The organism is Pseudomonas sp. JAI111, from assembly GCF_024809425.1.
GTDB lineage: Bacteria > Pseudomonadota > Gammaproteobacteria > Pseudomonadales > Pseudomonadaceae > Aquipseudomonas.
This window is the reverse complement of the sequence record NZ_JANUCB010000002.1, coordinates 300,047-327,013: the sequence shown is the minus strand read 5'-3', so window position 1 is coordinate 327,013 and position 26,967 is coordinate 300,047. Positions and strand designations below refer to the sequence as shown.

The window sequence follows — 26,967 nt, the reverse complement described above, 5'->3', positions numbered from 1 at the left end:
TAGCGATTAGTTGGCGCGCATGTTAACCGAGCGCTACTACTTTTCCAGTCACGATGAAGGCATTTTCCTCGTGTTTGTTGGTCTTCTTCCTACAAATACCGGTAATTGATGCGGGGACTGGCCGCCACTGGGCCGCTCCGTATAATGCCGACATCGCCACTGGTATGGATTAACGGATTACATATGACTGAACAGCGCCCAATTGCGGTCCTGGGAGGCGGAAGTTTTGGTACCGCCGTGGCCAATCTACTGGCCGAGAACGGGCATCAGGTCCGGCAGTGGATGCGTGACCCTGAACAGGCCGAGTCCATTCGGGTCAATCGCGAGAACCCGCGTTACCTCAAAGGCATCAAGATTCTGCCGGCCGTGGAGCCGGTGACCGACTTGCAGGCAACCCTGCAAGCCTGCGACTTGTGTTTTGTCGCACTGCCGTCCAGCGCGCTGCGCTCGGTGCTGGCCCCGCATGCCGAGCTGTTGAGCGGCAAATTGCTGGTGAGCCTGACCAAAGGCATCGAAGCCCACACGTTCAAGCTCATGAGCCAGATCCTCGAAGAAATCGCACCGCAAGCGCGCATCGGCGTGTTGTCCGGGCCGAACCTGGCCCGTGAAATCGCCGAACACGCGCTGACCGCCACGGTGGTGGCCAGCGAAGACGAAGAACTGTGCCAACGGGTCCAGGAAGCGCTGCACGGCCGCACCTTTCGTGTCTACGCCAGTGCGGACCGCTTTGGCGTGGAGTTGGGCGGGGCGTTGAAGAATGTGTACGCGATCATCGCCGGCATGGCGGTGGCGCTGGGCATGGGTGAAAACACCAAGAGCATGCTGATCACCCGCGCACTGGCGGAAATGACCCGATTTGCGGTCAATCAGGGCGCCAACCCGATGACGTTCCTGGGGCTCGCCGGTGTCGGCGACCTGATTGTGACTTGCTCCTCACCCAAAAGCCGTAACTATCAGGTCGGTTTTGCCCTCGGTCAGGGCTTGAGCCTTGAGGAGGCGGTGACCCGCCTGGGCGAAGTGGCCGAAGGCGTGAATACACTGAAAGTGCTCAAGGCCAAGGCTCAGGAGGTCGGCGTCTATATGCCGCTGGTCGCCGGATTGCACGCGATCCTGTTCGAAGGGCGCACGCTTGATCAAGTGATTGGGCTGTTGATGCGCGGCGAACCGAAAACCGACGTCGACTTTATTTCGACCAGCGGTTTCAACTGAGTACGCATTCCAAAAGGAGCAGGAGATAGCTATGAACGATCCGAAAACAGAATCCGGTTACGAATCCATCTTGCTGCGCGTGCTGTGGATGATTGTCTTCTTGCTGGTCTGGCAAGTGGCGCAGTTCATCCTTGGCGCGGTGGTGCTGGTGCAACTGATCTATCGTTTGATTTATGGCGCCCCGAGCGCCAGCCTGATGAACTTCGGCGACAGCCTGAGCCAGTTCCTGGCGCAGATCGGTCGTTTCGGCAGCTTTCACAGCGACCAGAAGCCCTGGCCGTTCGCCGACTGGCCGACGCCGCGTACTCCGGAAGGTGAAGCGCCGCACGTCGTGGCGCCTGCGCCACATCCGGCCCGAGATGAGGAGCCCAAGCTATGAAACTCTGGGTATTGCGTCATGGTGAAGCCGAGCCACACGGTTCCAAGAACCACGATTCGGAACGGGCATTGACGGACAATGGTCGTGAAGAAGTGCTGCGCAGCGCTGCCGAGCTAATTGGCAAACCGCTTACCGCGATCTATGCCAGCCCGTATCGCAGAGCGCAGGAAACCGCTCAACTGGTGCGAGAAGCACTGGGTTTCGAACCGGAGATCCGCACTGTCGAGTGGCTCACCCCGGAAATCGACCCGGACAAGGTGGCCGAGCAGTTGGTGTCAGTGAGTAACGTTCTTTTGGTCAGCCACAATCCGCTGGTGGGTCACTTGCTCAGCTATCTGCAACATGGCGCTGGATATCCTCCGGAGAAGGTCGGTACTGCCGGACTGGCCGAGCTTGAGGGCAATGAACTGTTGATTGGATCGATGAAGCTCAACGGCATCAAGCACCCTTAAAGGCAAAAAGATCGCAGCCTCGTTGCACTCGACAGCTCCTACAAGGAACACAAAACCGTGTAGGAGCTGTCGAGTGCAACGAGGCTGCGATCTTTCAATCTTGTTTTTGCAATAAATAGTCAACCAAGCAACCGCTTGGTTGACTACGCTTGCTCCAGACCAAAAAAAGGAGCGAGTCGCATGCCTGCTGCTGTTCGTTTGCCGCTGGACGTCTTCTACGAGCGCGAAGCCCGTCATCCCCGCCAGCGTTTTCTGGTCCAGCCCACGGGCGGCGGACACGTCGAGACCCTGACCTGGGCCGACGTCGGCCATCAGGCCCGCTGCGCTGCGCACTGGCTGCGAGCCCGCGAACTGCCCCAAGGCAGCCACATCGCCCTGATCTCGAAAAACTGCGCCCACTGGATCATCGCTGACCTGGCGATCTGGATGGCTGGCCACGTGTCGGTGCCGCTGTACCCCAACCTCACAGCCGAGTCCGTGGCGCAAGTGCTCGACCACTCCGAAGCGGCGCTGGCGTTCATCGGCAAGCTCGATGACTGGCCGAGTATGTCCCGCGGTGTCAGCCCTGATCTGCCGACCATCAGCCTGCCGTTGCACCCGCCCGGGCGCTTCGATTTCAGCTGGGACGATCTGCAAAAAAGCTCGCCGATCCAGGACGACCCCAAACCGGCGGCCGATCAGTTGGCAACCATCATCTACACCTCCGGCACCACCGGCCTGCCCAAGGGAGTGATGCACAGTTTCGGCAACCTGGGATTCGCCACCACGCATGGCACCCAGTTGTTTGGCCTCAATGAATCGGACCGTTTGTTGTCCTATCTGCCGCTGTGCCATGTTGCGGAGCGCATGTTCGTCGAACTGGCGTCGATCTACACCGGCCAAACCGTGTTCTTTGCCGAGAGCCTCGACACCTTCCTGGCAGACTTGCAGCGCGCGCGCCCGACCGCGCTGTTCGGTGTGCCGCGCATCTGGACCAAGTTCCAGATGGGCGTGTACAGCAAGATCCCGGCGAAACGCCTCGACTTCCTGCTCGGCCTGCCCTTCATTGGCAAGCGGGTCGGGCACAAAGTGCTCGCGGGGTTGGGGCTGGATGCGTTGCGCATCGCCTTGTCCGGCGCCGCGCCCGTACCGCAGACCTTGTTGCTGTGGTACCGCAAGCTGGGGCTGGATGTGCTGGAGGTCTACGGCATGACCGAGAGCTGCGGGTATTCCCATATCTGCCACCCTGGCGAGAACAAACCCGGCTGGATCGGCAAACCCTGCCCGGAGGTCGAAGTGCGGATCGCCGAATCAGGCGAGGTCATGGTGCGCAGTGGCGCGACCATGCTTGGCTATTTCAAGGAACCCGGGAAAACCGCTGAAACCATCACCGAGGATGGCTTCCTGCGCACCGGCGACAAAGGCGAGCAAGATGCCGAGGGCAACCTGCGCCTGACCGGGCGACTGAAGGAAATCTTCAAGACCAGCAAAGGCAAATACGTTGCCCCGGCGCCGATCGAAAACCGTCTGGCGGTGCATTCGCGGATCGAACAGGTGTGCGTGGTGGGCGATGGCTTGAGTGCGCCTCTGGGGTTGTGTGTGCTGTCGGCGGTCGGCCAGCAGGACGCCAGCGGAACGGCGCGGGCCGGGCTGCATTCGAGCCTGGAAAAACTGCTGGAGGAGGTCAACGCTGCGCTCGACAAGCACGAACGCCTGCGCCGGTTGGTGGTGGTCAAGGACAGCTGGGCGGTGGAAAACGGCTTTCTGACGCCGACGCTGAAGATCAAGCGCAACGTGATCGAGGCGGCTTATGGCGCGCGCTTCGAAGAATGGAGCGAGCGCAGCGAGGCGGTGCTGTGGCAGGATTGAGCCACGAACAAAATCCAATAAAGGAAAGCAACGATGAGTCTGTGGCGTACTACTCCCAACATCGAGCAGTTGAACGCAATCCAGAAAAACACCATCGGCGAAGTGCTGGATATTCGCTTCGAAGCCTTCGACGAAGAGTCCCTGACCGCCAGCATGGTCATCGACCACCGCACTCACCAGCCTTACGGGTTGTTGCACGGCGGCGCGTCGGTGGTGCTGGCAGAATCGGTCGGTTCAATGGCCAGCTACCTGTGCATCGATGCGAGCAAGTTCTATTGCGTGGGCCTGGAAATCAACGCCAACCATTTGCGCGGACTGCGCAGCGGGCGGGTGACCGCTGTGGCCAAGGCGATTCACATCGGGCGCACGACGCATGTCTGGGATATTCGCCTGACCAGCGATGAGGGCAAGGCCAGTTGCGTGTCCCGGCTGACGATGGCGGTGGTGCCGCTGGGTGAGAATCCGCCGGCGCGTTGATGTTTATTAATTAAAAGATCTGCGCGATATCTCCTACCACCATTCCTGGCAGTTATGGTCATTGCCGTAGGGCGTGGTCTTACGGACAATCAGCCTTTGTTTTCGTTGATGGATCGACCGGTATGTCGCAACAGATCTTTTTCGCCCACGCCAATGGCTTTCCTTCGGGGACCTACGGCAAGTTGTTCGCGGCGCTGGCGCCCGAGTACCAGGTGACGCATCTGGAACAGCACGCCCACGACCCGCGTTTCCCGGCGGACGATAACTGGCACAACCTGGTGGACGAACTGATCCATCACCTCAAGCAACAACCGGAACCGGTGTGGGGCGTCGGCCATTCCTTCGGTGGCGTGTTGCACCTGCACGCAGCGCTGCGTTGCCCAGAGTTGTACCGCGGTGTGGTGATGCTCGATTCGCCAGTGCTGACCCGCGCCGATCAATGGGTGATTCGCGCCGCCAAGCGCTTCGGGTTTATTGATCGCCTGACGCCCGCTGGCCGTACGCTGGGGCGGCGGGAAGAGTTCGCTGACCTGGAAGCGGCGCGACTCTATTTCGCCGGCAAAACCCTGTTCCGTGGCTTTGATCCCGAGTGCTTTGACGCCTACCTGCAACACGGTTTGCAAAAGGTCGGCGACAAGCTGCGTCTGCGCTTCGACCCGGCCACGGAAATCAGCATCTATCGCGGCGTGCCGCACACCAGTCCCGGCCGTGCCCGGCAGTTGAAAGTGCCGCTGGCGGTGGTTCGCGGGCACAAGAGCCGCGTGGTCATGCGTCATCATGCAAGCTCGGTTGGGCGCATGCCGCTGGGTGAGTCCCTGACGATGCCCGGTGGTCACATGTTTCCCCTCGAACGTCCACAGGACACCGCCACGCTGCTGAAAAACCTGTTCAGCCGCTGGGAAGGTCGTCGTCAACAGGATTGCGCATGAATCACGTCGTCGAAGAAGTTCGCCTGAGCCTGCCGCACATCGAACTGGCGGCGCACTTGTTCGGCCCCGAAGACGGTTTGCCGGTGATTGCCTTGCACGGCTGGCTGGACAACGCCAACAGCTTCGCCCGGTTGGCGCCGAAGCTCAAAGGCCTGCGCATCATTGCGCTGGACATGGCCGGCCACGGTCATTCCGGGCATCGACCGCCTGGTGCCAGTTACGCGATGTGGGACTACGCCCATGACGTGCTGCAAGTCGCCGAACAGCTTGGACTGAAGCGATTTGCCCTGATGGGGCATTCCATGGGGGCGATCGCTTCGTTGATCATCGCCGGCTCAATGCCCGAGCGCGTCACGCACCTGGCGTTGATCGACGGAGTCATTCCTCCTACAGACAAAGGCGAAAATGCCGCCGAACGCATGGGCATGGCCCTACAGGCGCAACTGGATCTCCAGGAGAAGCGCAAACCGGTCTACACCACGCTGGACCGTGCCATCGAGGCACGCATGAAAGGCCTGGTGGCGGTCAGTCGCGAGGCTGCCGAACTGTTGGCCCAACGTGGACTGATGCCCGTGCCGGGCGGTTACACCTGGCGCACCGACAACCGCCTTACGCTGCCATCGCCGCTGCGTCTGACAACCGAACAGGCAATGGCCTTCGTCCAGCGGGTCAGTTGTCCTGCGCTGTTGGTGGTTGCAGCCGACGGCATGCTCGCCAAACATCCCGAATTGCTGGAGCGTCTACCCTTTAGCCGTGAACAGCTGCCTGGCGGCCATCATTTGCACCTCAATGATGAACCCGGCGCCGACCTTGTCGCAGACTGTTTCAATCGGTTCTTCGCCGTTCCTTGACTTGCGCCGGGCAACTGTCGAGGCTGGGCGGGTTGAAATGGGAGACAACCATGATAGATCTCTACACCGCTGCGACCCCGAATGGCCACAAGGTCTCTATCGTGCTCGAGGAACTCGGCCTGCCCTACACGGTGCATGCCTTGAGTTTCGACAAAAAGGAACAGAAGTCCGAGGACTTCCTCAAGATCAATCCCAATGGCCGGATTCCGGCGATTGTCGACCGCGCCAACGGTGATTTCGCCGTATTTGAATCTGGCGCGATCCTGATTTACCTCGCAGAACTCAGCGGCAAGCTGATGCCCCAGGACCCTAAAGGGCGCTCGGTGGTGTTTCAGTGGCTGATGTTCCAGATGGGCGGAATCGGTCCGATGCAGGGCCAGGCCAATGTGTTTTTCCGCTATTTCCCGGAAAAGCTTCAGGGCGCCATCGATCGTTATCAACATGAAACCCGTCGCCTCTATGAAGTGCTCGACACGCGCTTGCAAGCCGTGGAGTTTCTGGCCGGCGAGTACAGCATTGCCGACATCGCCACCTTCCCGTGGGTCCGCGGCCATGAGTGGTCCGGTGTCTCGGTGGAGGGCCTGACGGCCTTGCAGCGCTGGATGGCGACCCTGGAGGCGCGTCCGGCGGTGCAGCGTGGTTTGCTGGTGCCGGAGCGTACGGATGAAGCCAGTATCATCAAGGGTGCCCAGGCCATGCTGATCCGATGAGTCTATTCATGCGTTCATTCAGTGTGCTGGCGCTGTGTTGTTTCAGTCCCTTGTTGTTTGCCGCCGATGTCCCGGGCAGTCAGGACTTGCCGATCGTGCCGCGTCTGGCCGATGCACAGATCGTTGACTATCGCCCGGCGGTGGAACTCGAGCGGATCTATCCGCTGGGCTCGATCCGCAAGATCAGCGGCCAGCTACGTTTCGACGGCCAGGTCAGCGCCCGCGGCCAAACCACATCGGTGACCTACGAACTGCCGGCGGAACACACCTCCACGGAAGCCTTTACGGCCGCCCGCGAAGCCTTGCAAAAGCAGGGCGCCGAGCTGCTGTTCTGGTGCCAGGCGCGCGATTGCGGCGAAAGCAGCCTGTGGGCCAATGAAGTGTTCACCAACGCCAAACTCTACGGGGCCGACGACCAGCAGGCGTACTTGCTGCTGCGACTGGCCGCGCCACGGGACAACACGCTCGTCGCGCTTTACGGGATCACGCGCGGCAATCGCAAAGCGTATCTGCATGTCGAACAATTCGACGCCGCAGCCCCGCTGGGCGATTTGCAGCCGACGTCGGCGACCCTGCTGCGACAACTCAAAAGCACGGGTGAACTCGATTTTCCCAAACTGAGCGCCGATCCTGATGAGACCTGGTTGCGTTTGATTTCCCGTGGGTTGAATCTGGACACCACGTTGCGCATCAGTGTTTCAGGGGCCAAGGCCGAAGCCTGGCGTCAGGCGCTGATCGGGCAGGGCGTGCGTGCGGCGCGGATGGAAACCGGCACAGCCGAAGGCTCTGGCCTGCGCATCGAACTGTTGCGATAAGCTTCACAGGCGAACGCGCACCTGGCGTTCGCCTACTTTTGATTGACTGACTTTTCTCGAGACTCTAAATGCCCAATAACGATCGGCTGTTGGTGCAGATTCTGCTCCTGGTGCTGTTTGGCGCGAGCTTCTGGGTGATGGCGCCGTTCTGGTCGGCGCTGTTCTGGGGCGCGGTGCTGGCGTTTGCCAGTTGGCCGTTGATGCGTTTGCTGACCCGCTGGCTCAACGGTCGTGAATCCCTTGCCGCGGCGCTGCTGACCCTCGGCTGGATGTTGCTGGTGGCGGTGCCGCTGGTATGGCTGGGCTTCAACCTGGCAGATCATGTGCGCGATGCCACGGCATTCATCAAGGATGTACAGGTCGACGGTCTGCCTGAAGCACCGGTCTGGCTGGGCAGCGTTCCCCTGGTTGGCGCGCGGCTGGTGGTGATCTGGAACAGTATCGACCAGCAGGGGGCGGCGGCGATGGTGGCCGTCAAACCTTATCTGGGGCAGGTCGGCAACTGGTTGCTGGCGCGCAGTGCCCAGATCGGTGGCGGGATTCTGGAGCTGACGCTGAGCATTGTCTTCGTGTTCTTTTTCTACCGGGACGGGCCGCGATTGGCGGTATTTGTTCATGGCTTGCTGGAGCGGCTGATCGGTGATCGCGCCGGTTATTACATCGAGTTGGTGGCGGGGACGGTGCAGCGGGTGGTGAATGGGGTGATAGGAACCGCGGCGGCGCAGGCAGTGCTCGCGTTGATCGGCTTCCTGATTGCCGGTGTGCCCGGGGCGTTGGTGCTAGGCATCGTGACGTTCCTGCTGAGCCTGATTCCGATGGGGCCACCCTTGGTCTGGATTCCGGCCACCGCGTGGCTGGCCTGGAAGGGCGAATACGGAATGGCGGTGTTCCTCGGGATTTGGGGGACATTCATCATCAGCGGCGTCGACAACGTGCTGAAGCCGTACCTGATCAGCCGCGGCGGAAATTTGCCGCTGGTGATCGTGTTGCTCGGCGTGTTTGGCGGGTTGATTGCTTTCGGCTTTATCGGATTGTTCATCGGGCCGACGTTGCTGGCGGTCGCGTACAGTCTGTTGACTGACTGGAGCAAGAGTCAGGCGCGGGTAGAAGATCGCCGGCCTTAAGGTTTTTCGTTGAGGTTCCGGGCCTCATCGCGGGCAAGCCCGCTCCCACAGTGTTGCGCGGTGTTCACACGTTATGTGTTTTCATCCGGATTCCTGTGGGAGCGGGCTTGCCCGCGATGCTTTTGACTCAGGTCGACACGTTCAGGTACTTGCCCACACTCGCCACGTTATCGAGCGAATACTGCTTGCTCAGGTTGGCGATCATCTTGTTCAGCGCGTCATTGACGTTGAACTGATCGGTGGAACTGTCGCTGGTTTTCTCGCGACCGGCTTGCAACGCAGCCTTGAGTTCATCGCTACTGACGCCACCGCTGCTGTCGCTGTCCAGCGCTTTGAGTAGCGCAGCGCTGGTGTCTGTGCTGGTCGATGACGTGCCGTTGCTTGCCTGCAGCGCGCTGCTCAGTTCAGTGGCGGTCACGCTGCCATCGCTGTCGGTATCGAGCTGGCTGAACAGCGCGTCGCCGGACACCTGTTGGGGCGGTGGTGGAGGCGGCGTCAGGCTGGCGGCCAGTTCATCCTTGCTGACGGTGCCGTCTTCGTTCTTGTCCAGTGCCGAGAAGATCTGTTTGCTGTCGGCACTGCTTCCGGCGTTGCTCAGGCCGCTGCTCAGTTCATCGCTGCTGAGGGTGCCGTCACCGTTGGCGTCCAGGGCGCTGATCAGTGCGTCGGCCAGTTCGGTGCTCGGAGGCTGGTCATGCTGTGATGGCGGCGGCGGAGCCATTGCGGCCATTTCTTCGCTGCTCAGGTTGCCGCTGCTGTCGCTGTCGAGGTTGGCGAAGTTTTTGCTCAGGCTGACCAACAGGCCATCGTCGGCTTTCTGCGACAGCGCGCTTTTCAATTCGTCCTGATCCACCGCCCCGTCGCTGTTGCTGTCGAGCTTGGCGAACAGTTCTTTCTGGAATTGCTGGCTGCGGGCGCTGTTGGTTGTGGCGGTGCTGGCGCTGGTGGCGCTGGTATAGGCGGTGTAGTTGCTGACGCTACCGATCATTGGACTCACTCCCTGGAATGGAAAGCCGGTGGGTACACCGGCTTATGCAGCGTCAGGGGGCAAGTTGTCGTCGGTATGTGGAATTTGTACCGAGTGGTACACAGATCTCAGGTCATTCAGGTGCGGGGCAGGCGGATGACGGCGGTCAGGCCGCCACCGGGGGTTTCTTCCAGACTTAATTGCCCTCCCAGCCGTTCCGCCGCTTCGCGGGCGATGGTCATGCCCAGGCCGACACCACCGGAGTTGCGGTTACGCGATCCCTCAAGGCGAAAGAACGGTTCGAACACCGCCTCACGTTTATCCGCGGCAATACCCGGGCCGTGATCGATGACCCGGATCACCAGAAGGTCGCGATTGTCTTCAAGTGTGATCAGCGCCTGTCCGGCATAGCGCAAGGCGTTGTCCAACAGATTATTGATGCATGAGCGCAAGGCCATCGGCTGCACTTGCAGCGGCGAGCAGTGGCCGCTGGCCTGGACGTCGGCGCCCTGGTCCTGGGCGTTTTCGCTCAAGGATTCCACCAGCGCTTGCACATCCATCCACTGCCGCGCCTCACTGGTGCGCTGCTCGTGCAGATAAGTGAGAGTGGCATCGAGCATGCCGATCATGTCGTCCAGGTCCTGGCGCATCTGGCCCTGCAACTTGACGTCGTCGATTTTCTCCAGCCGCAGCTTGAGGCGAGACAGCGGCGTACGCAGGTCATGGGACACCGCGCCGAGCATCCGCGAGCGCTGCTGCACTTGTTCGATGATGCGTTTTTGCATCAAGTTAAAGGTGTAGGCCGCTTGCCGGGCTTCTCGTGGCCCGGACTCCTCGAGCGGTGCGCTGTCGAGGTTTTCACTCAGGCGCTCGGCGGCGTCGCTTAAACGCTGGATCGGCCGACTGAGCAACTTGGCGCCGTACCAGGCGGCAATGATCAACGAGACACACTGGAAGGTCAGCGGCACCAACGGGCCGCCGAACCACGGTCGCGGTGGCCGGTTTTCGAAGCGCGGGCCCATCGGTGGACGCTGCCCCTCGATGCCTTGGGAAAACCCGGGCGGCGGTGGGGGCGGGGGAGGCCCGTAATGGTGAAACCAGGCAAACGCCAACAAGTGCGCCAGGATGATCGCCAGCAGCAGCACGCCAAACAGACGGCCGAACAGCGTATCGAAGCGCGCCCGCATCAGCCGATGTCTCGTGCGTCGAACAGATAACCTTCACCGCGAACGGTTTTGATCAATTGTGGGGCTTTGGGGTCATCGCCCAGCTTCTGGCGCAAGCGCGAGACCAGCAAGTCGATGCTGCGATCAAAGGCTTCGATCGAGCGACCGCGGGCGGCGTCGAGCAGTTGCTCGCGGCTGAGTACCCGGCGCGGACGTTCGATGAACACCCAGAGCAAACGAAATTCGGCGTTGGACAGCGGCACGACAAGGCCATCGGCCGCGATCAGTTGGCGCAGCACGCTATTGAGGCGCCAGTTGTCGAAGCGAATGTTCGCACGCTGTTCAGTGCGATCGTCACGCACCCGACGCAGAATGGTCTGAATCCGCGCGACCAGTTCACGCGGTTCGAACGGCTTGGCCATGTAGTCGTCGGCGCCCAGCTCCAGGCCGATGATCCGGTCGGTGGGTTCGCAGCGTGCGGTGAGCATCAGGATCGGAATGTCCGATTCGGCGCGCAGCCAGCGGCACAGCGACAATCCGTCTTCGCCAGGCAGCATCAGGTCGAGCACCACCACGTCGAAATGCTCGGCTTGCAGTGCCAGGCGCATCGCGGCACCGTCGGTGACGCCGCTGGCGTGAATGTTGAACCGGGCGAGATAGTCGATCATCAGCTCGCGGATCGGGACGTCATCGTCGACGATCAGGGCGCGAATGCTCCAGCGCTTGTCGTCGCCGGGCGCTTTTTGATCGTCGTTCAAGGGTGCTGGGGTGCTGTGCATGCGTGCGTTCATCTGCCAGGTAGGCTGCCAACCACAAAGATAGGCTGCGAGGTTGTGGCTTCAGCATAGGCGTCCGGCCCGGAGGCGGGAAGTGCTGTAAGGACGTGTTGCGGCTGCCGAAGGTAATGATGAAGGGTGTTGTGGGCGTGTCGGGTGTGTATCAGGCTCGACACAATCGGCGCAGCAGCTAGTCTTGCCTGAGTCTTCGGGACGATTTACCGATCATCGGGTCCCGCAGCCGCGTTGGTTCCGCTACAATGCGCGCCGATTTCGTCCTGCCTGAGAGCCCGCACATGTCCGTCTGCCAGACTCCTATCATCGTCGCCCTGGATTTCCCCACCCGTGACGCCGCACTGAAGCTGGCCGACCAGTTGGACCCGAAACTGTGCCGGGTAAAAGTCGGCAAGGAACTGTTCACCAGCTGCGCCTCGGAAATCGTCGGCACCTTGCGCGACAAGGGCTTCGAAGTGTTCCTGGACCTCAAGTTCCACGACATTCCGAACACCACCGCCATGGCGGTGAAGGCTGCAGCGGAAATGGGCGTGTGGATGGTCAATGTGCACTGCTCCGGCGGCCTGCGCATGATGGCGGCCTGCCGTGAAGTGCTCGACCAGCGCACCGGCCCCAAGCCGCTGTTGATCGGCGTGACCGTGCTGACCAGCATGGAGCGTGAAGACCTGGCGGGTATCGGCCTGGATATCGAACCGCAGGAGCAGGTGCTGCGCCTGGCGGCACTGGCAGAAAAAGCCGGAATGGACGGTCTGGTGTGCTCGGCTCTGGAAGCTCAGGCCTTGAAATCGGCTCACCCTTCGCTGCAACTGGTGACCCCGGGGATTCGCCCGGCGGGCAGTGCGCAGGACGATCAACGCCGTATCCTGACGCCGCGTCAGGCGCTGGCTGCCGGTTCCGATTATCTGGTGATCGGCCGTCCGATCAGCCAGGCGGCCGATCCGGCCAAGGCGTTGGCCGACGTTGTGGCTGAAATCGCCTGATCTAACACCGAAGATCGAGTGTGGGAGCGGGCTTGCTCGCGAAGGCGGCGTGTCAGGCAACATTGATGTCAACTGACACTCCGTCTTCGCGAGCAAGCCCGCTCCCACATTGGTTTTGTGGCTACCTCGAACGCCGGGTTAGACCTTCAGTACGAGCTTCCCGAAATTCTCGCCGCTGAACAATTTCATCAGCGTCTCCGGGAACGTCTCCAGTCCTTCAACGATATCTTCCTTGCTCTTGAGCTGCCCCTTGGCCATCCAGCCGGCCATTTCCTGTCCGGCGGCGGCGAACTGCGCCGCATAGTCCATCACCACAAAACCTTCCATCCGCGCGCGATTGACCAGCAACGCCAGGTAGTTGGCCGGTCCCTTGACCGCTTCCTTGTTGTTGTACTGGCTGATGGCGCCGCAGATCACTACTCGCGCCTTCAAATTGATGCGGCTCAGCACCGCGTCGAGAATATCGCCGCCAACGTTATCGAAGTACACGTCGACGCCTTTCGGGCATTCACGCTTGAGTCCGGCGTGGACGTCTTCGTTTTTGTAGTCGATGGCGCCGTCGAACCCCAGTTCGTCGATCAGGAACTTGCACTTGTCCGCGCCGCCTGCGATGCCGATCACGCGACAGCCTTTGATCTTGGCAATCTGCCCGGCAATGCTGCCCACTGCACCGGCCGCGCCTGACAGCACCACGGTGTCACCTTCTTTGGGGGCGCCGACATCGAGCAGGGCGAAGTACGCGGTCATGCCGGTCATGCCCAGGGCGGACAGGTAACGCGGCAGCGGTGCCAGTTTCGGATCGACCTTGTAGAAACCCCGTGGCTCGCCAAGGAAATAATCCTGCACGCCCACGGCGCCGTTGACGTAGTCCCCGACTGCAAAGCCGGGATTGTTCGAGGCAACGACTTTGCCTACGCCCAATGCGCGCATGACTTCACCGATACCGACCGGTGGAATGTAGGACTTGCCTTCGTTCATCCAGCCACGCATGGCCGGGTCCAGGGACAGGTATTCGTTTTTGACCAGGATCTGACCCGCGGCCGGTTCGCCGACCGGTACTTCCTGATAGGTAAAGGTCTCGCGGGTCGCCGCGCCCACCGGTCGTTTGGCGAGCAGGAATTGGCGATTGGTCTGGGTAGTCATGACAGGCACTCAAGATGAATGAAGCCTTGTTGATAGACCTTCATGATCGAAGCCGCAAGTTTGGCTGATGCGGCGAATGCACATCAATCCAGTGCAGTGATAGTCAGTGCGGCAGTTCTATCACTGCAACTCATGGTCACCCAACCGGGCCTCTGATAGTGCTGCCGTGCCGAAAGCCCTGTGCCTAGACTGGGAACACGCGATCCCCCGCATTCTTCTTCCAGAGGACATAACAATGAGCATGACGTTTTCCGGCCAGGTCGCTGTTGTGACAGGCGCTGCCAATGGTATTGGCCGCGCGACCGCCCAGGCATTCGCCGCTGAAGGCTTGAAAGTGGTGGTGGCCGACCTCGACACGGCCGGAGGCGAAGGCACCGTAGCGTTGATTCGTGCGGCGGGCGGCGAAGCGACCTTCGTGCGCTGCAACGTCACGGTGGAAAGCGAAGTCAAACATCTGATGGACGAAGTGGTGAAAACTTACGGCCGTCTGGACTATGCCTTCAACAACGCGGGCATCGAGATCGAGAAAGGTAAATTGGCCGACGGTACCCTCGACGAGTTCGACGCGATCATGGGCGTCAACGTCAAAGGCGTCTGGTTGTGCATGAAGTACCAGTTGCCCTTGCTGCTGGCCCAAGGCGGCGGTGCGATCGTCAACACGGCTTCGGTAGCAGGTCTTGGCGCTGCGCCGAAGATGAGCATCTATGCGGCATCGAAACATGCGGTGATCGGCCTGACCAAGTCAGCGGCCATTGAGTACGCCAAGAAAAAGATCCGCGTGAATGCGGTCTGCCCGGCGGTGATCGACACCGACATGTTCCGTCGAGCCTACGAAGCGGACCCGAAGAAGGGCGAGTTTGCCAACGCGATGCACCCGGTCGGGCGCATCGGCAAGGTCGAGGAAATTGCCAGCGCCGTGCTCTACCTGTGCAGCGACGGCGCGGCGTTCACCACCGGTCACTCGCTGGCGGTGGATGGTGGCGTCACGGCGTTCTAAAAACCAGGACTTGCCGAGTAGGAAAAAGCCCGCCTCCGTGCGGGCTTTTTCATGGTCGCGGGAAAGGGCCCGGCAATGTGTTTCAAATGGTTAGAACCGAGGGTTTTGGCGGCGTTGTCGCACAGCCGATCCGGCATACCTGTGATTAACTGTTTCCCGCAAATGGACAGGAGTTTGCTTGCTCATGGAATTGAGAATTGATCGACAGGCATTGGTGCCGGTCGTACAGCAAATCGTCGACGCGTTGGCCGGCTGGGTGCGTCATAACGAGTTGATGCCGGGAGCGCGTCTGCCTTCGGCGCGGCACATCGCAAGGGTCAATCTGCTCAGTCAGTCTTGCGTCGTCGAAGCCTGCGAACGCCTGGTGGCTGAAGGCGTCCTGGCATCGCGTCATCGCGCCGGTTTCATTGTTGCCGTTCCTGCGCCGGTCGTTCAGGAGCAACAGGATTGCCCGTGGTTCGAGGGGGCAGAGGTGAAGCGCGGCTTTACTACGGGCGAACTCAAACTGGGTTGCGGCGGATTGCCCGAGAGCTGGCGTGAAACGGACGACCTGAGCTACGCGATCCGTCAAGTCAGCCGTACCGACATGGCCGGATTGTTCAGCTACAGCACCTCCCTGGGGTTGCCGGCGTTGCGCCAACAGATTCGCAAACGCCTCGAGCTGCTCAGCATCGAAGTCGACGAGAGCCGCATCCTGACCACCGCTGGAGCCAGTCACGGCCTGGACTTGATCGTGCGCACCTTGCTCAATCCCGGGGATTGCGTGGTGGTGGAACGTCCGGGGTATTCGCTGTTGTTCGATCTGCTCAGGCTGCACGGCGTGCAGATGATCGAGGTGCCGCGAACCCCACTAGGGCCCGATGTGGAGGTGCTTCAAGCGCTGTTGGCGAAGTACAGGCCTCGTGCGTTATTCATCAACAGCTTCCACCACAACCCGACAGGCAGCAGCCTGACACCCGTTGTGGCGCGGCAGATTGTGCAACTGACCAAGACCCATGGCGTGCTGGTGATCGAAGATGACGTCTACGCGGACTTGCACAGTGGTCCCGGCACACGCCTCGCCGCGTTGGGTATCGATGATCACGTGATTTACGTCGGCAGCTATTCCAAAACCCTCAGCAGTTCGTTGCGACTCGGCTTTGTAGTGGCCGGTGCCGGGGTTATTTCGAAGCTGGCCGAGGTCAAGATGATCAGCAGCATGGGGGCCTCAAGGTTCGGCGAGTCGGTGCTGGCCTGTCTGTTGGCCAGTGGCGCCTATCGCAAACTGGTTCAACGCTTGCGCCTGCGTTTGAACACTGACAGGCAGGCTGCCCTGCAAGTGCTCGAGGACGCCGAATGGGAGGTCTTCGGCAAGCCGGATGCAGGCTTGTTCATCTGGGCGCGATCACGGATGTCCGACTATGCTCAGGTGCGCACGCTAGCCCGGCGTTTTGGTGTGTTGCTGTCTTCTGCCAGCGCATTCAACCCCGGCGGCGACGCTGGTGACTGGCAACGTATCAACGTGGCATATGCCTGTGATCCTCGTGCCCGGGCATTTTTTCAGGCCACCGCTCTGAATCGACCTTAAACGTTCTGAAAACGACGTGGGCGTAGCTTTTTGCCATTATTCCGACGCCAGAGACTTGTGTTGGCGTATGCCCATTGCGAATCTGCGACAACAGACTATGTCAGGGGACTAAGCGCAATGATTTCGGCCGTGCAAGGACGTTTTGCCAACCTCGGTATGGCGAAAAAAATGGGTGTCGGGTTTGTATTGGTGCTGCTGCTGACAGCACTGGTGGCAGCCATCGGCGTATGGTCCCTGCAAACCATCAGTCATCGCTTCGACGGGCTCAAGCAGATGTCCTCGCTCAACAGCGGCTTGCTCAAGGTGCGACTGCTGGAGCAGGAGTACGCCTTGCACGGCAATCCGAAAACCGCAGATGCGCTGCGCGAAGGTGTAGACGCCCTGATCGCCCTGGCGAATCAACTCAAGGCTCAAACGGCCGCCAATGTGCCGGTGATGAACGACGTCGAGCAGTCTCTGGGCGCTTATCGCAAGGCGTTCGACGAGTTCGTCTCGCTGAGCCAGGCCAAGGACCTGGCGCTGGAAATGGCCAGTTGGTCGGTGTCCAGCGTGGCCAATAACCTTGATGTGCTGCAGTCCGGGCTGGCTGATGACGGCGCCTATACCTTGAAACAGTCCGAGGGCAAGGACGGCGGGCAGTTTATCGAACAGGCCAGTCAGGTCAGCCAGGTGTCGCGGTTGATGCTACAGGCCATGAACGAAGCGCGTGTGCGTCTGGACCAGAGCCGCAAGGGTGACGACAGCGCAGGCCAGGGCAAGATCGAGCAGGCCGATCAGGCGCTGGCTCAGGCCGAGCAGTTGAAAAGCACGGTCAAGGATGAGGGCTATCTGACGGTCCTTAATGAAGTGTCTGGCCACATCGGCGGTTTCAGCGAAAAACTGGCTGAGTACACCGGCTTGTTGGCCCAGGAAAAAACCGTCTATGAGCAATTGCACCAGCGCGCCGAGCAGGTGATGGCGCGGGTGGATCAGGCCTATGTCGCCGAAGACCAGTCGATGCAGACCGAACTGAAAAAGAATTCAATGCTGATCATCGGGTCCTCTGCACTGGCGTTGCTGGTGGGGTTGATTGCGGCCTGGGTGATTACCCGTTTGATCGTGGCGCCGCTGCGCAGTGTGATCCGTGTTGCTCAGCAGATCGCCGCCGGCGACTTGAGTGCAACGGTTGAAGTGACTCGCCGCGACGAAATCGGCCAGTTGATGCAGGCGATGCAGCAGATGGGGGCGGGCCTGAGCACCATTGTCAGTGGCTTGCAGGCTGGCATCGAGCAGTTGGCGAACTCGGCACAGTCGCTGTCGGCGGTGACCGAGCAGACCAACCTTGAGGTCAGTAGCCAGAAGGAAGAAACCGAGCAGGTCGCCACGGCGATGAATCAGATGACGGCGACGGTGCACGATGTTGCGCGTAATGCCGAGGAAGCTGCGCAAGCTGCACAGACGGCCGATGGCAAGGTTGAAAGCGGCCAGCAGGTGGTGCGTCAGAGCATGGCGCGGATCGAGCAGTTGGCGGATTCGGCGACGTCGGCCAGTTCAAGTATCGAAAGTTTAAGTGCGGAAATTCAGAACATTGGCACGGTGCTCAGTGTGATCAAAAGTGTTGCCGAGCAAACCAATCTGTTGGCGCTCAATGCGGCTATCGAGGCGGCACGGGCCGGTGAGCAGGGCAGGGGGTTCGCGGTGGTGGCTGATGAGGTTCGGGCGTTGGCCAAGCGGACTCAGCAATCGACTGAGGAAATCGAGCGTCTGGTAAGTGCCTTGCGTTCGGCGGCGCAGTCGTCGGTGCAGCAGATTCAGAACAGTGGTGAGTTGGTGAAGCTGGCGGTGAGTGACGCTTTGCAGACTGAGAGTGCGTTGGGGAGTATTGCGGCGGCGGTGTCGTTGATTCAGCAGATGAACCAGCAGATTGCGGCGGCAGCCGAGGAGCAGAGTTCGGTGGCTGAGGAGATTAATCGCAGTGTGACGAGTATTCGGGCGAGTGCGGATCAGTCTTCGTTGGCGATGCAGGAGAATGCGGCGTCGAGTATTGAGCTGGCGCAGTTGGGGGTTGAGTTGAAGGGGATGGTGGGGCACTTTCGGCTCTGACCATTTGCGCGGTGTAGTGGCGGCCTTTGGGCCGACCATATTCTCTTGGATGTACCAGGCCCAACTGTGGGAGCGAGCTTGCTCGCGATGGCGGCTTGGCAGCCGACCATTCTCTTTCAGTTGTACATATCCATTTCTGCGGTAACGGCTGCTTATGGTTTCGCTCTTACAGCGACTCACTTTTCCAAACGCCGAAAAGTAAGCAAAAGGCTTCGCCCCAGCGTTCGGCCCCTCGCTTAGGCTCGGTGTTCCTTCGCTCCGGCATTCATCTGGGGGCATCGCCTCCGGTCTGCTTCGCGACGACCTCCTCTCGATGTGTGCGGCTTCGCCGCACGGCGCTGCGCGCCAGCCCCCCAGATAAACGCCTCCACTCAGCCTGCCGAAGGGGCGGATGGATCAAGATCAAAAGCAGGCGAGCTACCGCTCGGCCTATTGAGTGGTGAAGAGCGGGCGGGGTAGACACCGGTCCATTGTGGCAGCTGGCCTGCCGGCGATGGCGGCCTGCCATCCAACCAATCTCTTGCAGGTGTACACCAAACCCTGTGGGAGCTGGCCTGCCAGCGATGGCGGCCTGACAGCCGACCAATCTCCTGCAGGTGTACACCGAACCCTGTGGGAGCTGGCCTGGCAGCGATGGCGGTCTGCCAGCCAACCAATCTCTTGCAGGTGTACACCGAACCCTGTGGGAGCTGGCCTGCCGGCGATGGCGGCCTGACAGCCGACCAATCTCCTGCACTCGATGTGTTCGACTTCGTCGAACGGCGCTAAGCGCCTGCCCCCCCGAGAAACGCCTCCACTCAGCCTGCCGAAGGGGCGGGTGGATCAAGATCAAAAGCAGGCGAGCTACCGCTCGGCCTATTGAGTGGTGTAGAGCGAAGCGTGTACGCCGATCTATTGTGGGAGCTGGCCTGGCAGCGATGGCGGCCTGACAGCCGACCAATCTCTTGCAGGTGTACATATCCATTTCTGCGGTAACGGCTGCTTATGGTTTCGCTCTTACAGCGACTCCCTTTTGCAAACGCCGGAGTGCCGGCCCAGCCCAAAGGAAGCAAAGGTCTTTGCCCCGGCGTCCGGCCCCTCGCTGGGGCTCGGTGTTCCTTCGCTCCGGCATTCATCTGGGGGCATCGCCTCCGGTCTGCTTCGCGACGACCTCCTCTCGATGTGTGCGACTTCGCCGCACGGCGCTACGCGTCTGCCCCCCAGATAAACGCCTCCACTCAGCCTCCCGAAGGGGCGGGTAGATCAAGATCAAAAGCTGCAGGCGAGCTACCGCTCGGCCTGTTGAGTGGTGAAGAGCGGGGGTACACCTCGATTTACTGTGGGAGCTGGCCTGCCGGCGATGGCGGCCTGCCAGCCAACCAATCTCCTGCAGGTGTACACCGAACCCTGTGGGAGCTGGCCTGCCGGCGATGGCGGCCTGACAGCCGACCAATCTCTTGCAGGTGTACACCAAACCCTGTGGGAGCTGGCTTGCCAGCGAAGACGGCATGCCAGCCGACCAATCTCCTGCAGGTGTACTCCGAACCCTGTGGGAGCGAGCTTGCTCGCGATGGCGGTCTGCCAGCCAACCCAGTCTCTTCGGATGTATTTCCCATTCAAATCCAACCCAAAAAAAAGCCACCTTTCGGTGGCTCGATTAATTCTTCCGATCAGTCGTAGATCACTTTCTTCTTCCAGTCTGCGTCCGCCTCGACTTCTTTGAGGCCTTCGTTCAATTGGTTTGTTTCGCTTTCAACCGCTGCGATGTTGTCCATCACCATGGCGTTGGCGCGGGCCAGGAGTTTTTCCAGGTATTCGAGTTGTTCGGCGTAGGCCTGGGGTTCCTGTTGTTTGCGCAGGTATTGCACGCCGCGTTCGAAAGCAAGACGGGCCTGGCCTGGCTGGTTCTGTTGCAGGCATTGCTGGCCAAGGTTGTTGAAGAACTCGATGTGCAGCAGCACCAGTATGTGGCGCACTTCGCGGATCCAGCGCTTGGCTTCGTTGGTCGGCAGGAAGCCGTCCTGGGCGGCGCGGGTGATTTGGCCATGCAGGGCTTCGAGCAGGAAGCGCACGTCTTTGGCTTTGGCTTCGGTCTGGATCGGGGCCGGGGGGTTGTTGACCGGGATTGAGTCGCCTTGGGCGACAAGGGCTTGCAGTTCGCTGACGCGGGCCTTGAGGTTGCTGCTGGTTTTTTCCAGGTTTAGCAGGCGCTGGCAGACGTTCAGTTCCAGGCGAGTCAGCAGCAGCTTGAGCCCCGGCGTCATCAACTGGCCAGGGAAGGTCTCGGTGATTTCACCGCAGCGACGCAGGCGGTCGTTGAGTTCAACCTTGGTACGGGCCTTTTCCAGCTTGTTGTTTTCCACCACATGGTTCATGTAGCCAATGGCGATCAATAGTGCGATCCCGGCTACGACTAGCAGGGTGATCATGAGTGGTGTCACCGGTAAGACCTCTTTATAGGGTTCGCGATCGAGTGTAGTAGCTTGGCATTTGGACGCATAGGACCGCTCGACGAGTTGGATCGGTCGTGGCTCTATCTGTATCGGCCGCGATTGCGCTTATATAAGTGGTGGCAAATATGAAGCAGATTGCCATTACTCCGTTGCCGTCGACTATAACGTCTTGCCGGGTATCGGAATATAGCCACCCAAGGCCGTCAGACGGAAAAGCCCGAATCGCCTCGCAAAGCAGGGCGAAGTCATTGATTTAAATAAATTTATATCAGGGGGTTGACGACCCCTCAATCCATCCATAGAATGCGCGCCACTTACAGCGTAAAGCACACAGCGAAACGCGGTAGGGAGTGAATGTTGTACGTGTGTCCCCTTCGTCTAGTGGCCTAGGACACCGCCCTTTCACGGCGGTAACAGGGGTTCGAGTCCCCTAGGGGACGCCAATGCGGGAATAGCTCAGTTGGTAGAGCACGACCTTGCCAAGGTCGGGGTCGCGAGTTCGAGTCTCGTTTCCCGCTCCAATTTTAAGCAGCGTTGCTTTCGGGCAGGGCTGAGTGAAGCCAGAGCCGACATCTTCGGATGCGGATTTGGGCACTGAAATACACACCATGTGTTTCAGTTAGCGTGTCCCCTTCGTCTAGTGGCCTAGGACACCGCCCTTTCACGGCGGTAACAGGGGTTCGAGTCCCCTAGGGGACGCCATTTGCGGGAATAGCTCAGTTGGTAGAGCACGACCTTGCCAAGGTCGGGGTCGCGAGTTCGAGTCTCGTTTCCCGCTCCATATTTAACGAAAACGCCGCTCAGCAATGAGCGGCGTTTTTGTTTGTGCGTTTTTTACCTTTTGCTGATCGACGCTCTGTCGCAATCAGGTCGATCAAATCGTTGGGCCCACCAGAACAGTGGGCTCAACAAGGCGATCAGAGCGTCGGCAACTGCCCGATACGGCCCATCATTTCGGTCACGATCTGCAGGTCCAGCAGGAACTGGTCGACGGTCTTGAACTCATTGTCGGTGTGCCCCGTGTATTTATTCTCGGGTCTGGCCAAACCAAATTGCACGCCATTGGGCAATTCATGGACCGAAGTGGCGCCCGCGGAAGTACCGAACTTGTGCTCCATGCCCAGGTTTTCGCTGGACACGGCCAGCAAGGCCTTGACCCATTCGCCCTCAGGATTGCGGTACATCGGCTCGGCGATCGAGTAGTCGATTGCAGGAGTGATGTGGGTCTTGTTGCTCCAGGCACTCAGTTTGTTGGCGATTTCGGTCTTGAGCGTTTCCGGGGATTTGCCCTTCGGCACCCGCAGATTAACTGCAAGCTTGAAGACGTTTTCATCCATGGCCACGTAGGTCAGGGAAGCGGTCAGTGGTCCCATGAACGCATCGGAGAAGCCGACGCCCAGATTTGCGCCCAGGTAGTCCAGTCCCCAGTTGTCGGCGGCATAGCGGGCAGCGTCGGTGATGTGGTTGTGCTTGAGCGCGACTTTGCCGTCAAGGCTGTTGATGAAGCCCAGCATCCTGGCCACCGGGTTAACGCCTGACTCGGGCTCGGAGGAGTGGGCTGAAACGCCGGTGATCGTCAGCTTGACGTCTTTGCCGACGACTTTGGCGCTGACCTCGAAGTTGCCGCCATTTTGCTTGGCATACGCAGCGCCAGCCTTGTTCAAGCTGGCAGCCAGGTCGGCAGGTTTCTCGCTCAAAAGGGTGGCCACCGATGTCGATGGAATCTGGTTGGTGGCCATGCCGCCGGTCATCGATATGATTTCAGCGCCTTTGCCATCCGCCTTGCGTTTGGTGAAGTTCGCCATGACGGTGCCGTAGCCTTTCTCGGCAATTACCACCGGATAGCCGCCATCCAGCGCCAGGTTGTAGTTGGGCGTCGGGTTATGTTCGAAGTAATAGGGAATGGCGTCGCCGGTGGTTTCTTCGGTGGTGTCGACCAGCAGCTTGAAATTCCTGGCCAGTGGCAGCTTCTCTTCCTTGATGACTTTCATGGCGTACAGCGCCACCACGATACCGTTTTTGTCATCCTCGGTGCCTCGGCCGTACATGCGGTCGCCGATCAGCGTGACTTTGAACGGATCGAGTTTGGTGCCGTCTTTCAAGACCCAGTTCTCCGGCGTCACGGGGACTACGTCGGCATGGGCGTGAATGCCCACGACTTCGTCACCACTGCCTTCGAGGGAAATTTCATAGACGCGGTTGTCGATGTTGCGGAAGTTCAGGTTGAACGCCTGGGCCAGGCCCTTGATCTTGTCGGCGATCTTGATGAATTCCGGATTGTCGTGCTGGGCAACGCCGTTCACTTGGAAGGTCGGAATGGCCACCAGCTCGCGCAGGGTCTCGGTGGCAGCCTTGCCGTATTTCACTCGCGTATACAGGCCCAGCAGGCGATGGATCTCGTTCTGCTGTTCAGCCGAGAGGGTCTTGTTGTCGAGGAAGGCACTGATGGCTGGATTGAGGTCACTGGTGTTGGCCAGGTCGCTTTTGGCCTCCGGGGCCGGTTTCTTTTTGGTCGGCATACATGCTCCTTTTCAACATGTTATGCCCGAACACAAAAATTCTGACAGTCTCCCCTGAAGGCGCGATAGGGGAGCCTTCAAGCGGGATCTGTCGCACAAAAATGCAAAAGCGACGCACAAACGAAAAAGGCCCGCCAGTCAGACTGAGCGGGCCTTTTGCGTGGGCGCAGGTCTTACATCGACAGCATCAGGCGCCCGGCGAACAGGATCAGAATCACGCCCATGGTCCGTTCAAACCAATGCCCCATGCGCATGAACAGCAAGCGCACCCGGGCACTGGAAAAGAACAATGCGACGATCACAAACCACAACGCATTGACCAAACACATCCATACGCCGTAAAGCGCCTGGATCTTCAGTGGCGTTGTGGCACTGATGATGGTGGTGAAAATCGCCAGGAAAAACAGGGTCGCCTTGGGGTTGGTCGCGTTGGTGAGAAACCCGGTGGTGAACGCCTTCAGCAACGTTTGCTCAATGACCGGTTCGTCGGCGACCTTGTCACCTTCAAGTGCTGACTTGGGTTTGCTGCGCAACAGGCTGACACCTAGGTACAAGATATAGGCGCCACCGATGACCTTGGCCACGGTCAGCAGCCAGGGCGTCGAGTGCATCAGCGCGCCGACCCCGAGCAGGGTGTAAAGCACGTGCACGGAAATGCCCGCGCCAATGCCCAACGCCGTACAGATACCGACAAGCCGACCGAAACGTACACTCTGACGGATGGTGACGGCGAAGTCGGGTCCGGGTGCGACGACTGCCAGAAAGTGAATAGTCGCCAGCGCCAGGAACTCGCCCAGGTAATTCGAAAGCATCTCAACTCCAAAAAGTAAGGGGTGATGCATTGCCGCGATAGCCGACAAAGAACGAAAGGCTCAAGCGCGGCTCTTCCAGCCCCGGCGTCACGGAGTGCATGCGGCGCGAATTGAACATGATGAAATCACCCGGCTCGGGACGAATCTCCAGGGTCGGAGTGCCGAGCAGGTCGGGATCGATGCCGTAACTGTCGCCGCGCATTTCGTCGAACTGGTCCGCAGAAATGTCGTGGTCCCACATCTGCAATGCACCGCCCTCGGTCGGCATGCTCAGGTAGACGTTGCAGGCGAACTGCGCTTCCAGGCTCCTGGCCTGAAAACTGTCCGGGGCGTCTTTGGCGAATATGTCGTGATGGGCAAGGAAGCAGACCCCGGGTTTTACCACCCGGGACAGCCCGACATACATTTTGCGACCGTAGAGATTTTCCAGATGCGCACCCGCAGGCCAGGTCTCATCGAGCATGCAGCGCAGGGTGTCGACCGGGGACGAGTAAGGCGCGCAACGGTTGCGCAGTTCGGCGATGTTGCGCGAGGCGCGCTCGAAGTAATCTTCGATCAGCAGTGGCTGGTTTTCCGCTTCATAGAACGCCATGCCGATGCGGCCAATGCTGGGCGCGTTGATATAGCCTTCGAAGCCTGGCGCAAGGATTTTTTCGCCAATCTGCTTCGCCAGCGGCCGGGGCAATAAGCCTTTGACGCGGATCGCGAGGACTTCTTCGTTGGCCAGTTTTTTTATGCACGTCTCATCGAGACGCTCGACGTCAAGCATCATGTTTTAGGTCCATCTATCAGATAGTCAACAGAGCCTGCGAACCCAGGCTCCCCCGGCGTCAGGCGATGACGGGGACGGCATCGCCCAAAAGCTCAATCCACGCTGTAGTGGACTGACAGCGTTCCCTTCTTCAGTGAAAGGGACGTGATCGTGACCGTGCCCAAATCCTTCAGGCTACGTACATGGGTGCCGCCGCAGCCGTAGGCGGGCAGTTCACCGAATCCAATTTCCCGGGAGCCTTCGCGCAAAGACGTCAGGCGTGGCAGGTCATTAGCCACCCATTGCGCGATGCCCTGTTGAATCATCCCGGCATCAACTTCTTTTGCTGACTCGGCCGGTTTGAACTGCACGCGTCCTTCGCCCGGCCAGTGATGAGCCTTGATCGGCATCCAGCCCAGGGCCTGGACAAAATGGCCGATCAGATGCCCGGCCGAATGCATGCGCGAATTGAACTGGCGACGTTGTTCATCAATCCGGATCTGGGTCATGCCCGGTTTAACCGGGCGGTCGACGAAATGAATGATGCGGTCCGCGTCCTGCACCACGCGCAGAACCTGGCTTTCGCCAATCCATCCGGTGTCGTATGGCTGACCGCCTCCTTGGGGGTGAAACAACGTGGCGCGCAGCACCACCGCGAATTCGTTCTCCTGGGGGGTGCAGTCCAGGACTTCCACATTGGCCTTGAGGTCATCACTATGGAAAAAGAGGCGAAGCGTCATATTCCATGTCCTCATTAGAGTTTCTTTTTTTATTATATGAAGCGTGGAATTGCGTGATAATCCGTTCAAACATCAAAGGACTGTTGCGCTGTGAGCATAAATCTTCCACTGCCTCTGCTAGGTGAAATGGCGATTTTCGTCAAGGTTGTCGAGACCGGCAGCTTTTCCGAAGCAGCGCGTCAATTGGGGTCGTCACCCTCGGCGGTCAGTCGCAGCATTTCACGACTGGAAAAGGCGTTGGCCACACGTCTGCTGCAGCGAACCACGCGAAAATTGCGGTTGAGCGATGGCGGCGAGGAAGTGTTCAAGCGTTGCCAGGAGATGGTCAGCGCGGCCAAGTCGGTGATGGAAATCAGCGGGCAGTTCACCCATGAGGCGCAAGGGCTGGTGCGAGTCAGCGTGCCCAAGGCTGTCGGCCGATTTGTGATTCATCCGCACATGCCAGAGTTTTTGCGGCGTTATCCCAAAGTGGACGTGGAGTTGTTGCTGGATGATCGGCAGGTGGACCTGATCGACGACAACGTCGATCTGGCCATTCGCATTACCGATCGACCACCCGCTGGCCTGGTAGGTCGGCAGTTGCTGACCATCGACCATCTACTTTGCGCGACACCGCAATATCTGGCCGAACACGGCACGCCCACCCATCCCCACGACTTGCTCAACCATAGCTGCATCTATTTGGGTGAAACCCCAAGCGATGCGCGCTGGAAGTTCAAGAAGGGCACCAAGGCCGTCACTGTCGGTGTGCGCGGACGCTATGCGGCGAATCACACCGGCGTGCGATTAGGCGCGGTGTTGCAGCACATCGGGATTGGCAGCCTGCCGTACTTCACCGCGCGCTATGCGCTGGAACAGGGCTTGATTGTGCAGGTCTTGCCGGACTGGACCTTTCTGGCGTCTTACCATGGCGGCGCGTGGTTGCTGCATTCGCCAACGCGTTATCTACCGCCGAAGTTGCGGGTGTTTATCGATTATCTGGTGGAATGCCTGGAGAAGGAGCCGACGCTGAGCAAGCCGGGGAAACCGGGAAAGGTTGCGGCGGAGTATGAATTGCCTGAGAGTGACGGGTTGCTCTGAAGACCGCCATCGCGAGCAGGCTCGCTCCCACAAGTGATCAGTGGTGAACACAAGATTTGTAAGCGACCGCAGTCACTGTGGGAGCGAGCCTGCTCGCGATGGGGCCGCCCAGACACCACATCACTCGCAAATGCCACAAAAAAAGG

Annotated in this window: 23 protein-coding genes, 4 tRNA genes and 2 pseudogenes; 20 read left to right on the top strand and 9 right to left on the bottom strand. The window is 59.8% G+C overall.

Annotated elements, in window-relative coordinates:
• Window positions 1-183 precede the first annotated feature (183 nt).
• The 10 genes from HNR03_RS09125 to HNR03_RS09080 all read left to right on the top strand — a co-directional run bounded on the left by HNR03_RS09125 (window position 184) and on the right by HNR03_RS09080 (window position 8,794).
• Entirely contained in the window at window positions 184-1,209 is a 1,026-nt protein-coding gene (locus tag HNR03_RS09125; protein ID WP_259152854.1) for an NAD(P)H-dependent glycerol-3-phosphate dehydrogenase, read from the top strand.
• A gap of 31 nt (window positions 1,210-1,240) precedes the next feature.
• On the top strand, window positions 1,241-1,588 hold the full coding sequence (locus HNR03_RS09120; RefSeq protein ID WP_222588029.1) for a DUF4389 domain-containing protein: 348 nt from the start codon (window positions 1,241-1,243) through the stop codon (window positions 1,586-1,588).
• Window positions 1,585-2,040, top strand: a complete 456-nt coding sequence (gene sixA / locus HNR03_RS09115) for a phosphohistidine phosphatase SixA (RefSeq protein ID WP_259152842.1) — start codon at window positions 1,585-1,587, stop codon at window positions 2,038-2,040. Before HNR03_RS09120 ends, sixA begins: the two co-directional genes overlap by 4 nt.
• 180 nt (window positions 2,041-2,220) lie before the next feature.
• Window positions 2,221-3,888 (top strand): AMP-binding protein, encoded by a 1,668-nt coding sequence (locus HNR03_RS09110; protein WP_259152835.1) that lies wholly within the window; start codon window positions 2,221-2,223, stop codon window positions 3,886-3,888.
• Window positions 3,889-3,921: 33 nt separating this feature from the next.
• The gene (locus HNR03_RS09105; protein ID WP_090186884.1) at window positions 3,922-4,365 is read left to right on the top strand and encodes a hotdog fold thioesterase; all 444 of its coding nucleotides are present in this window, start codon (window positions 3,922-3,924) and stop codon (window positions 4,363-4,365) included.
• Between the two features lie 122 nt (window positions 4,366-4,487).
• Complete coding sequence (locus HNR03_RS09100; RefSeq protein WP_090186881.1) at window positions 4,488-5,294, top strand: alpha/beta fold hydrolase; 807 nt, start codon at window positions 4,488-4,490, stop codon at window positions 5,292-5,294.
• The gene (locus tag HNR03_RS09095; RefSeq protein WP_259152821.1) at window positions 5,291-6,145 is read left to right on the top strand and encodes an alpha/beta hydrolase; all 855 of its coding nucleotides are present in this window, start codon (window positions 5,291-5,293) and stop codon (window positions 6,143-6,145) included. The genes HNR03_RS09100 and HNR03_RS09095 overlap by 4 nt, the downstream gene beginning before the upstream one ends.
• Window positions 6,146-6,195: 50 nt before the next feature.
• Entirely contained in the window at window positions 6,196-6,855 is a 660-nt protein-coding gene (locus HNR03_RS09090; protein WP_259152819.1) for a glutathione S-transferase family protein, read from the top strand.
• Window positions 6,856-6,863: 8 nt separating this feature from the next.
• Window positions 6,864-7,670, top strand: coding sequence for a DUF4892 domain-containing protein (locus HNR03_RS09085; RefSeq protein WP_259152816.1), 807 nt, complete (start codon window positions 6,864-6,866; stop codon window positions 7,668-7,670).
• 68 nt (window positions 7,671-7,738) lie between these two features.
• Window positions 7,739-8,794, top strand: a complete 1,056-nt coding sequence (locus HNR03_RS09080; RefSeq protein ID WP_222588023.1) for an AI-2E family transporter — start codon at window positions 7,739-7,741, stop codon at window positions 8,792-8,794.
• A 127-nt stretch (window positions 8,795-8,921) separates the two neighbouring features.
• Here HNR03_RS09080 and xopAW read toward each other — a convergent pair whose 3' ends face one another.
• The 3 genes from xopAW to HNR03_RS09065 all read right to left on the bottom strand — a co-directional run bounded on the left by xopAW (window position 8,922) and on the right by HNR03_RS09065 (window position 11,706).
• Window positions 8,922-9,782, bottom strand: a complete 861-nt coding sequence (xopAW, locus tag HNR03_RS09075; protein ID WP_259152807.1) for a XopAW family type III secretion system calcium-binding effector — start codon at window positions 9,780-9,782, stop codon at window positions 8,922-8,924.
• Window positions 9,783-9,898: 116 nt separating this feature from the next.
• Window positions 9,899-10,948 (bottom strand): HAMP domain-containing sensor histidine kinase, encoded by a 1,050-nt coding sequence (locus HNR03_RS09070; protein ID WP_259152804.1) that lies wholly within the window; start codon window positions 10,946-10,948, stop codon window positions 9,899-9,901.
• Complete coding sequence (locus HNR03_RS09065) at window positions 10,948-11,706, bottom strand: response regulator (RefSeq protein ID WP_090186861.1); 759 nt, start codon at window positions 11,704-11,706, stop codon at window positions 10,948-10,950. Before HNR03_RS09065 ends, HNR03_RS09070 begins: the two co-directional genes overlap by 1 nt.
• Window positions 11,707-11,999: 293 nt before the next feature.
• Between HNR03_RS09065 and pyrF the strand changes: the two genes are divergently transcribed.
• The gene (gene pyrF / locus HNR03_RS09060) at window positions 12,000-12,698 is read left to right on the top strand and encodes an orotidine-5'-phosphate decarboxylase (RefSeq protein ID WP_259152803.1); all 699 of its coding nucleotides are present in this window, start codon (window positions 12,000-12,002) and stop codon (window positions 12,696-12,698) included.
• A 138-nt stretch (window positions 12,699-12,836) separates the two neighbouring features.
• Here pyrF and HNR03_RS09055 read toward each other — a convergent pair whose 3' ends face one another.
• Window positions 12,837-13,841 carry an NADP-dependent oxidoreductase gene (locus HNR03_RS09055; protein ID WP_222588020.1) on the bottom strand — a complete coding sequence of 335 codons (1,005 nt, stop codon included), beginning with the start codon at window positions 13,839-13,841 and terminating at the stop codon, window positions 12,837-12,839.
• A 235-nt stretch (window positions 13,842-14,076) separates the two neighbouring features.
• Between HNR03_RS09055 and HNR03_RS09050 the strand changes: the two genes are divergently transcribed.
• The 4 genes and pseudogenes from HNR03_RS09050 to HNR03_RS31875 all read left to right on the top strand — a co-directional run bounded on the left by HNR03_RS09050 (window position 14,077) and on the right by HNR03_RS31875 (window position 18,487).
• Window positions 14,077-14,838, top strand: a complete 762-nt coding sequence (locus HNR03_RS09050; RefSeq protein ID WP_259152802.1) for an SDR family oxidoreductase — start codon at window positions 14,077-14,079, stop codon at window positions 14,836-14,838.
• Between the two features lie 184 nt (window positions 14,839-15,022).
• Entirely contained in the window at window positions 15,023-16,405 is a 1,383-nt protein-coding gene (locus tag HNR03_RS09045; protein WP_259152801.1) for a PLP-dependent aminotransferase family protein, read from the top strand.
• Between the two features lie 117 nt (window positions 16,406-16,522).
• Window positions 16,523-17,626, top strand: a pseudogene (locus tag HNR03_RS31880) (HAMP domain-containing protein); the annotation flags it as partial.
• Window positions 17,606-18,487 carry a methyl-accepting chemotaxis protein gene (locus HNR03_RS31875; RefSeq protein ID WP_405046051.1) on the top strand — a complete coding sequence of 294 codons (882 nt, stop codon included), beginning with the start codon at window positions 17,606-17,608 and terminating at the stop codon, window positions 18,485-18,487. The pseudogene HNR03_RS31880 and the gene HNR03_RS31875, both read left to right, overlap by 21 nt.
• Before the next feature lie 1,649 nt (window positions 18,488-20,136).
• On the opposite strand, the gene HNR03_RS09035 is transcribed toward HNR03_RS31875, so the two are convergent.
• Window positions 20,137-20,907 (bottom strand): hypothetical protein, encoded by a 771-nt coding sequence (locus HNR03_RS09035; RefSeq protein WP_222588016.1) that lies wholly within the window; start codon window positions 20,905-20,907, stop codon window positions 20,137-20,139.
• A gap of 379 nt (window positions 20,908-21,286) precedes the next feature.
• On the opposite strand from HNR03_RS09035, the gene HNR03_RS09030 reads away from it, so the two are divergent.
• The 4 genes from HNR03_RS09030 (at window position 21,287) to HNR03_RS09015 (ending at window position 21,700) form a co-directional block, all read left to right on the top strand.
• Window positions 21,287-21,362, top strand: a tRNA-Glu gene (locus HNR03_RS09030).
• Between the two features lie 2 nt (window positions 21,363-21,364).
• A tRNA-Gly gene (locus tag HNR03_RS09025) sits at window positions 21,365-21,440 on the top strand.
• A gap of 105 nt (window positions 21,441-21,545) precedes the next feature.
• Window positions 21,546-21,621: transfer RNA gene (locus tag HNR03_RS09020), tRNA-Glu, on the top strand.
• Between the two features lie 3 nt (window positions 21,622-21,624).
• Window positions 21,625-21,700: transfer RNA gene (locus HNR03_RS09015), tRNA-Gly, on the top strand.
• Window positions 21,701-21,836: 136 nt separating this feature from the next.
• Here HNR03_RS09015 and HNR03_RS09010 read toward each other — a convergent pair.
• The 4 genes and pseudogenes from HNR03_RS09010 to HNR03_RS08995 all read right to left on the bottom strand — a co-directional run.
• A pseudogene (locus HNR03_RS09010) lies at window positions 21,837-23,408 on the bottom strand (dipeptidase); the annotation flags it as partial.
• 203 nt (window positions 23,409-23,611) lie between these two features.
• Entirely contained in the window at window positions 23,612-24,250 is a 639-nt protein-coding gene (locus HNR03_RS09005) for a LysE family translocator (protein ID WP_222588014.1), read from the bottom strand.
• Window position 24,251: 1 nt separating this feature from the next.
• On the bottom strand, window positions 24,252-25,022 hold the full coding sequence (locus HNR03_RS09000; protein ID WP_222588013.1) for a 2OG-Fe(II) oxygenase: 771 nt from the start codon (window positions 25,020-25,022) through the stop codon (window positions 24,252-24,254).
• A 92-nt stretch (window positions 25,023-25,114) separates the two neighbouring features.
• Window positions 25,115-25,741, bottom strand: coding sequence for an alanyl-tRNA editing protein (locus HNR03_RS08995; protein WP_259152784.1), 627 nt, complete (start codon window positions 25,739-25,741; stop codon window positions 25,115-25,117).
• Window positions 25,742-25,831: 90 nt separating this feature from the next.
• Between HNR03_RS08995 and HNR03_RS08990 the strand changes: the two genes are divergently transcribed.
• Window positions 25,832-26,821: a LysR family transcriptional regulator gene (locus HNR03_RS08990; protein WP_259152782.1), complete on the top strand. Its 990-nt coding sequence runs from the start codon at window positions 25,832-25,834 to the stop codon at window positions 26,819-26,821.
• The last annotated feature ends 146 nt before the right edge of the window (window positions 26,822-26,967 follow it).

Coding starts and splice junctions, on each gene's coding strand:
- HNR03_RS31875 (WP_405046051.1), top strand. CDS start 17,606: ATGCAGGCGATGCAGCAGATGGGGGCGGGCCTGAGCACCATTGTCAGT.
- HNR03_RS09055 (WP_222588020.1), bottom strand. CDS start 13,841: ATGACTACCCAGACCAATCGCCAATTCCTGCTCGCCAAACGACCGGTG.
- HNR03_RS09105 (WP_090186884.1), top strand. CDS start 3,922: ATGAGTCTGTGGCGTACTACTCCCAACATCGAGCAGTTGAACGCAATC.
- HNR03_RS09005 (WP_222588014.1), bottom strand. CDS start 24,250: ATGCTTTCGAATTACCTGGGCGAGTTCCTGGCGCTGGCGACTATTCAC.
- HNR03_RS09070 (WP_259152804.1), bottom strand. CDS start 10,948: ATGCGGGCGCGCTTCGATACGCTGTTCGGCCGTCTGTTTGGCGTGCTG.
- HNR03_RS09065 (WP_090186861.1), bottom strand. CDS start 11,706: ATGCACAGCACCCCAGCACCCTTGAACGACGATCAAAAAGCGCCCGGC.
- HNR03_RS09085 (WP_259152816.1), top strand. CDS start 6,864: ATGCGTTCATTCAGTGTGCTGGCGCTGTGTTGTTTCAGTCCCTTGTTG.
- HNR03_RS09090 (WP_259152819.1), top strand. CDS start 6,196: ATGATAGATCTCTACACCGCTGCGACCCCGAATGGCCACAAGGTCTCT.
- HNR03_RS09095 (WP_259152821.1), top strand. CDS start 5,291: ATGAATCACGTCGTCGAAGAAGTTCGCCTGAGCCTGCCGCACATCGAA.
- sixA (WP_259152842.1), top strand. CDS start 1,585: ATGAAACTCTGGGTATTGCGTCATGGTGAAGCCGAGCCACACGGTTCC.
- HNR03_RS08995 (WP_259152784.1), bottom strand. CDS start 25,741: ATGACGCTTCGCCTCTTTTTCCATAGTGATGACCTCAAGGCCAATGTG.
- HNR03_RS09110 (WP_259152835.1), top strand. CDS start 2,221: ATGCCTGCTGCTGTTCGTTTGCCGCTGGACGTCTTCTACGAGCGCGAA.
- HNR03_RS09080 (WP_222588023.1), top strand. CDS start 7,739: ATGCCCAATAACGATCGGCTGTTGGTGCAGATTCTGCTCCTGGTGCTG.
- HNR03_RS09050 (WP_259152802.1), top strand. CDS start 14,077: ATGAGCATGACGTTTTCCGGCCAGGTCGCTGTTGTGACAGGCGCTGCC.
- HNR03_RS09045 (WP_259152801.1), top strand. CDS start 15,023: ATGGAATTGAGAATTGATCGACAGGCATTGGTGCCGGTCGTACAGCAA.
- xopAW (WP_259152807.1), bottom strand. CDS start 9,782: ATGATCGGTAGCGTCAGCAACTACACCGCCTATACCAGCGCCACCAGC.
- HNR03_RS09000 (WP_222588013.1), bottom strand. CDS start 25,022: ATGATGCTTGACGTCGAGCGTCTCGATGAGACGTGCATAAAAAAACTG.
- pyrF (WP_259152803.1), top strand. CDS start 12,000: ATGTCCGTCTGCCAGACTCCTATCATCGTCGCCCTGGATTTCCCCACC.
- HNR03_RS09120 (WP_222588029.1), top strand. CDS start 1,241: ATGAACGATCCGAAAACAGAATCCGGTTACGAATCCATCTTGCTGCGC.
- HNR03_RS09125 (WP_259152854.1), top strand. CDS start 184: ATGACTGAACAGCGCCCAATTGCGGTCCTGGGAGGCGGAAGTTTTGGT.
- HNR03_RS09100 (WP_090186881.1), top strand. CDS start 4,488: ATGTCGCAACAGATCTTTTTCGCCCACGCCAATGGCTTTCCTTCGGGG.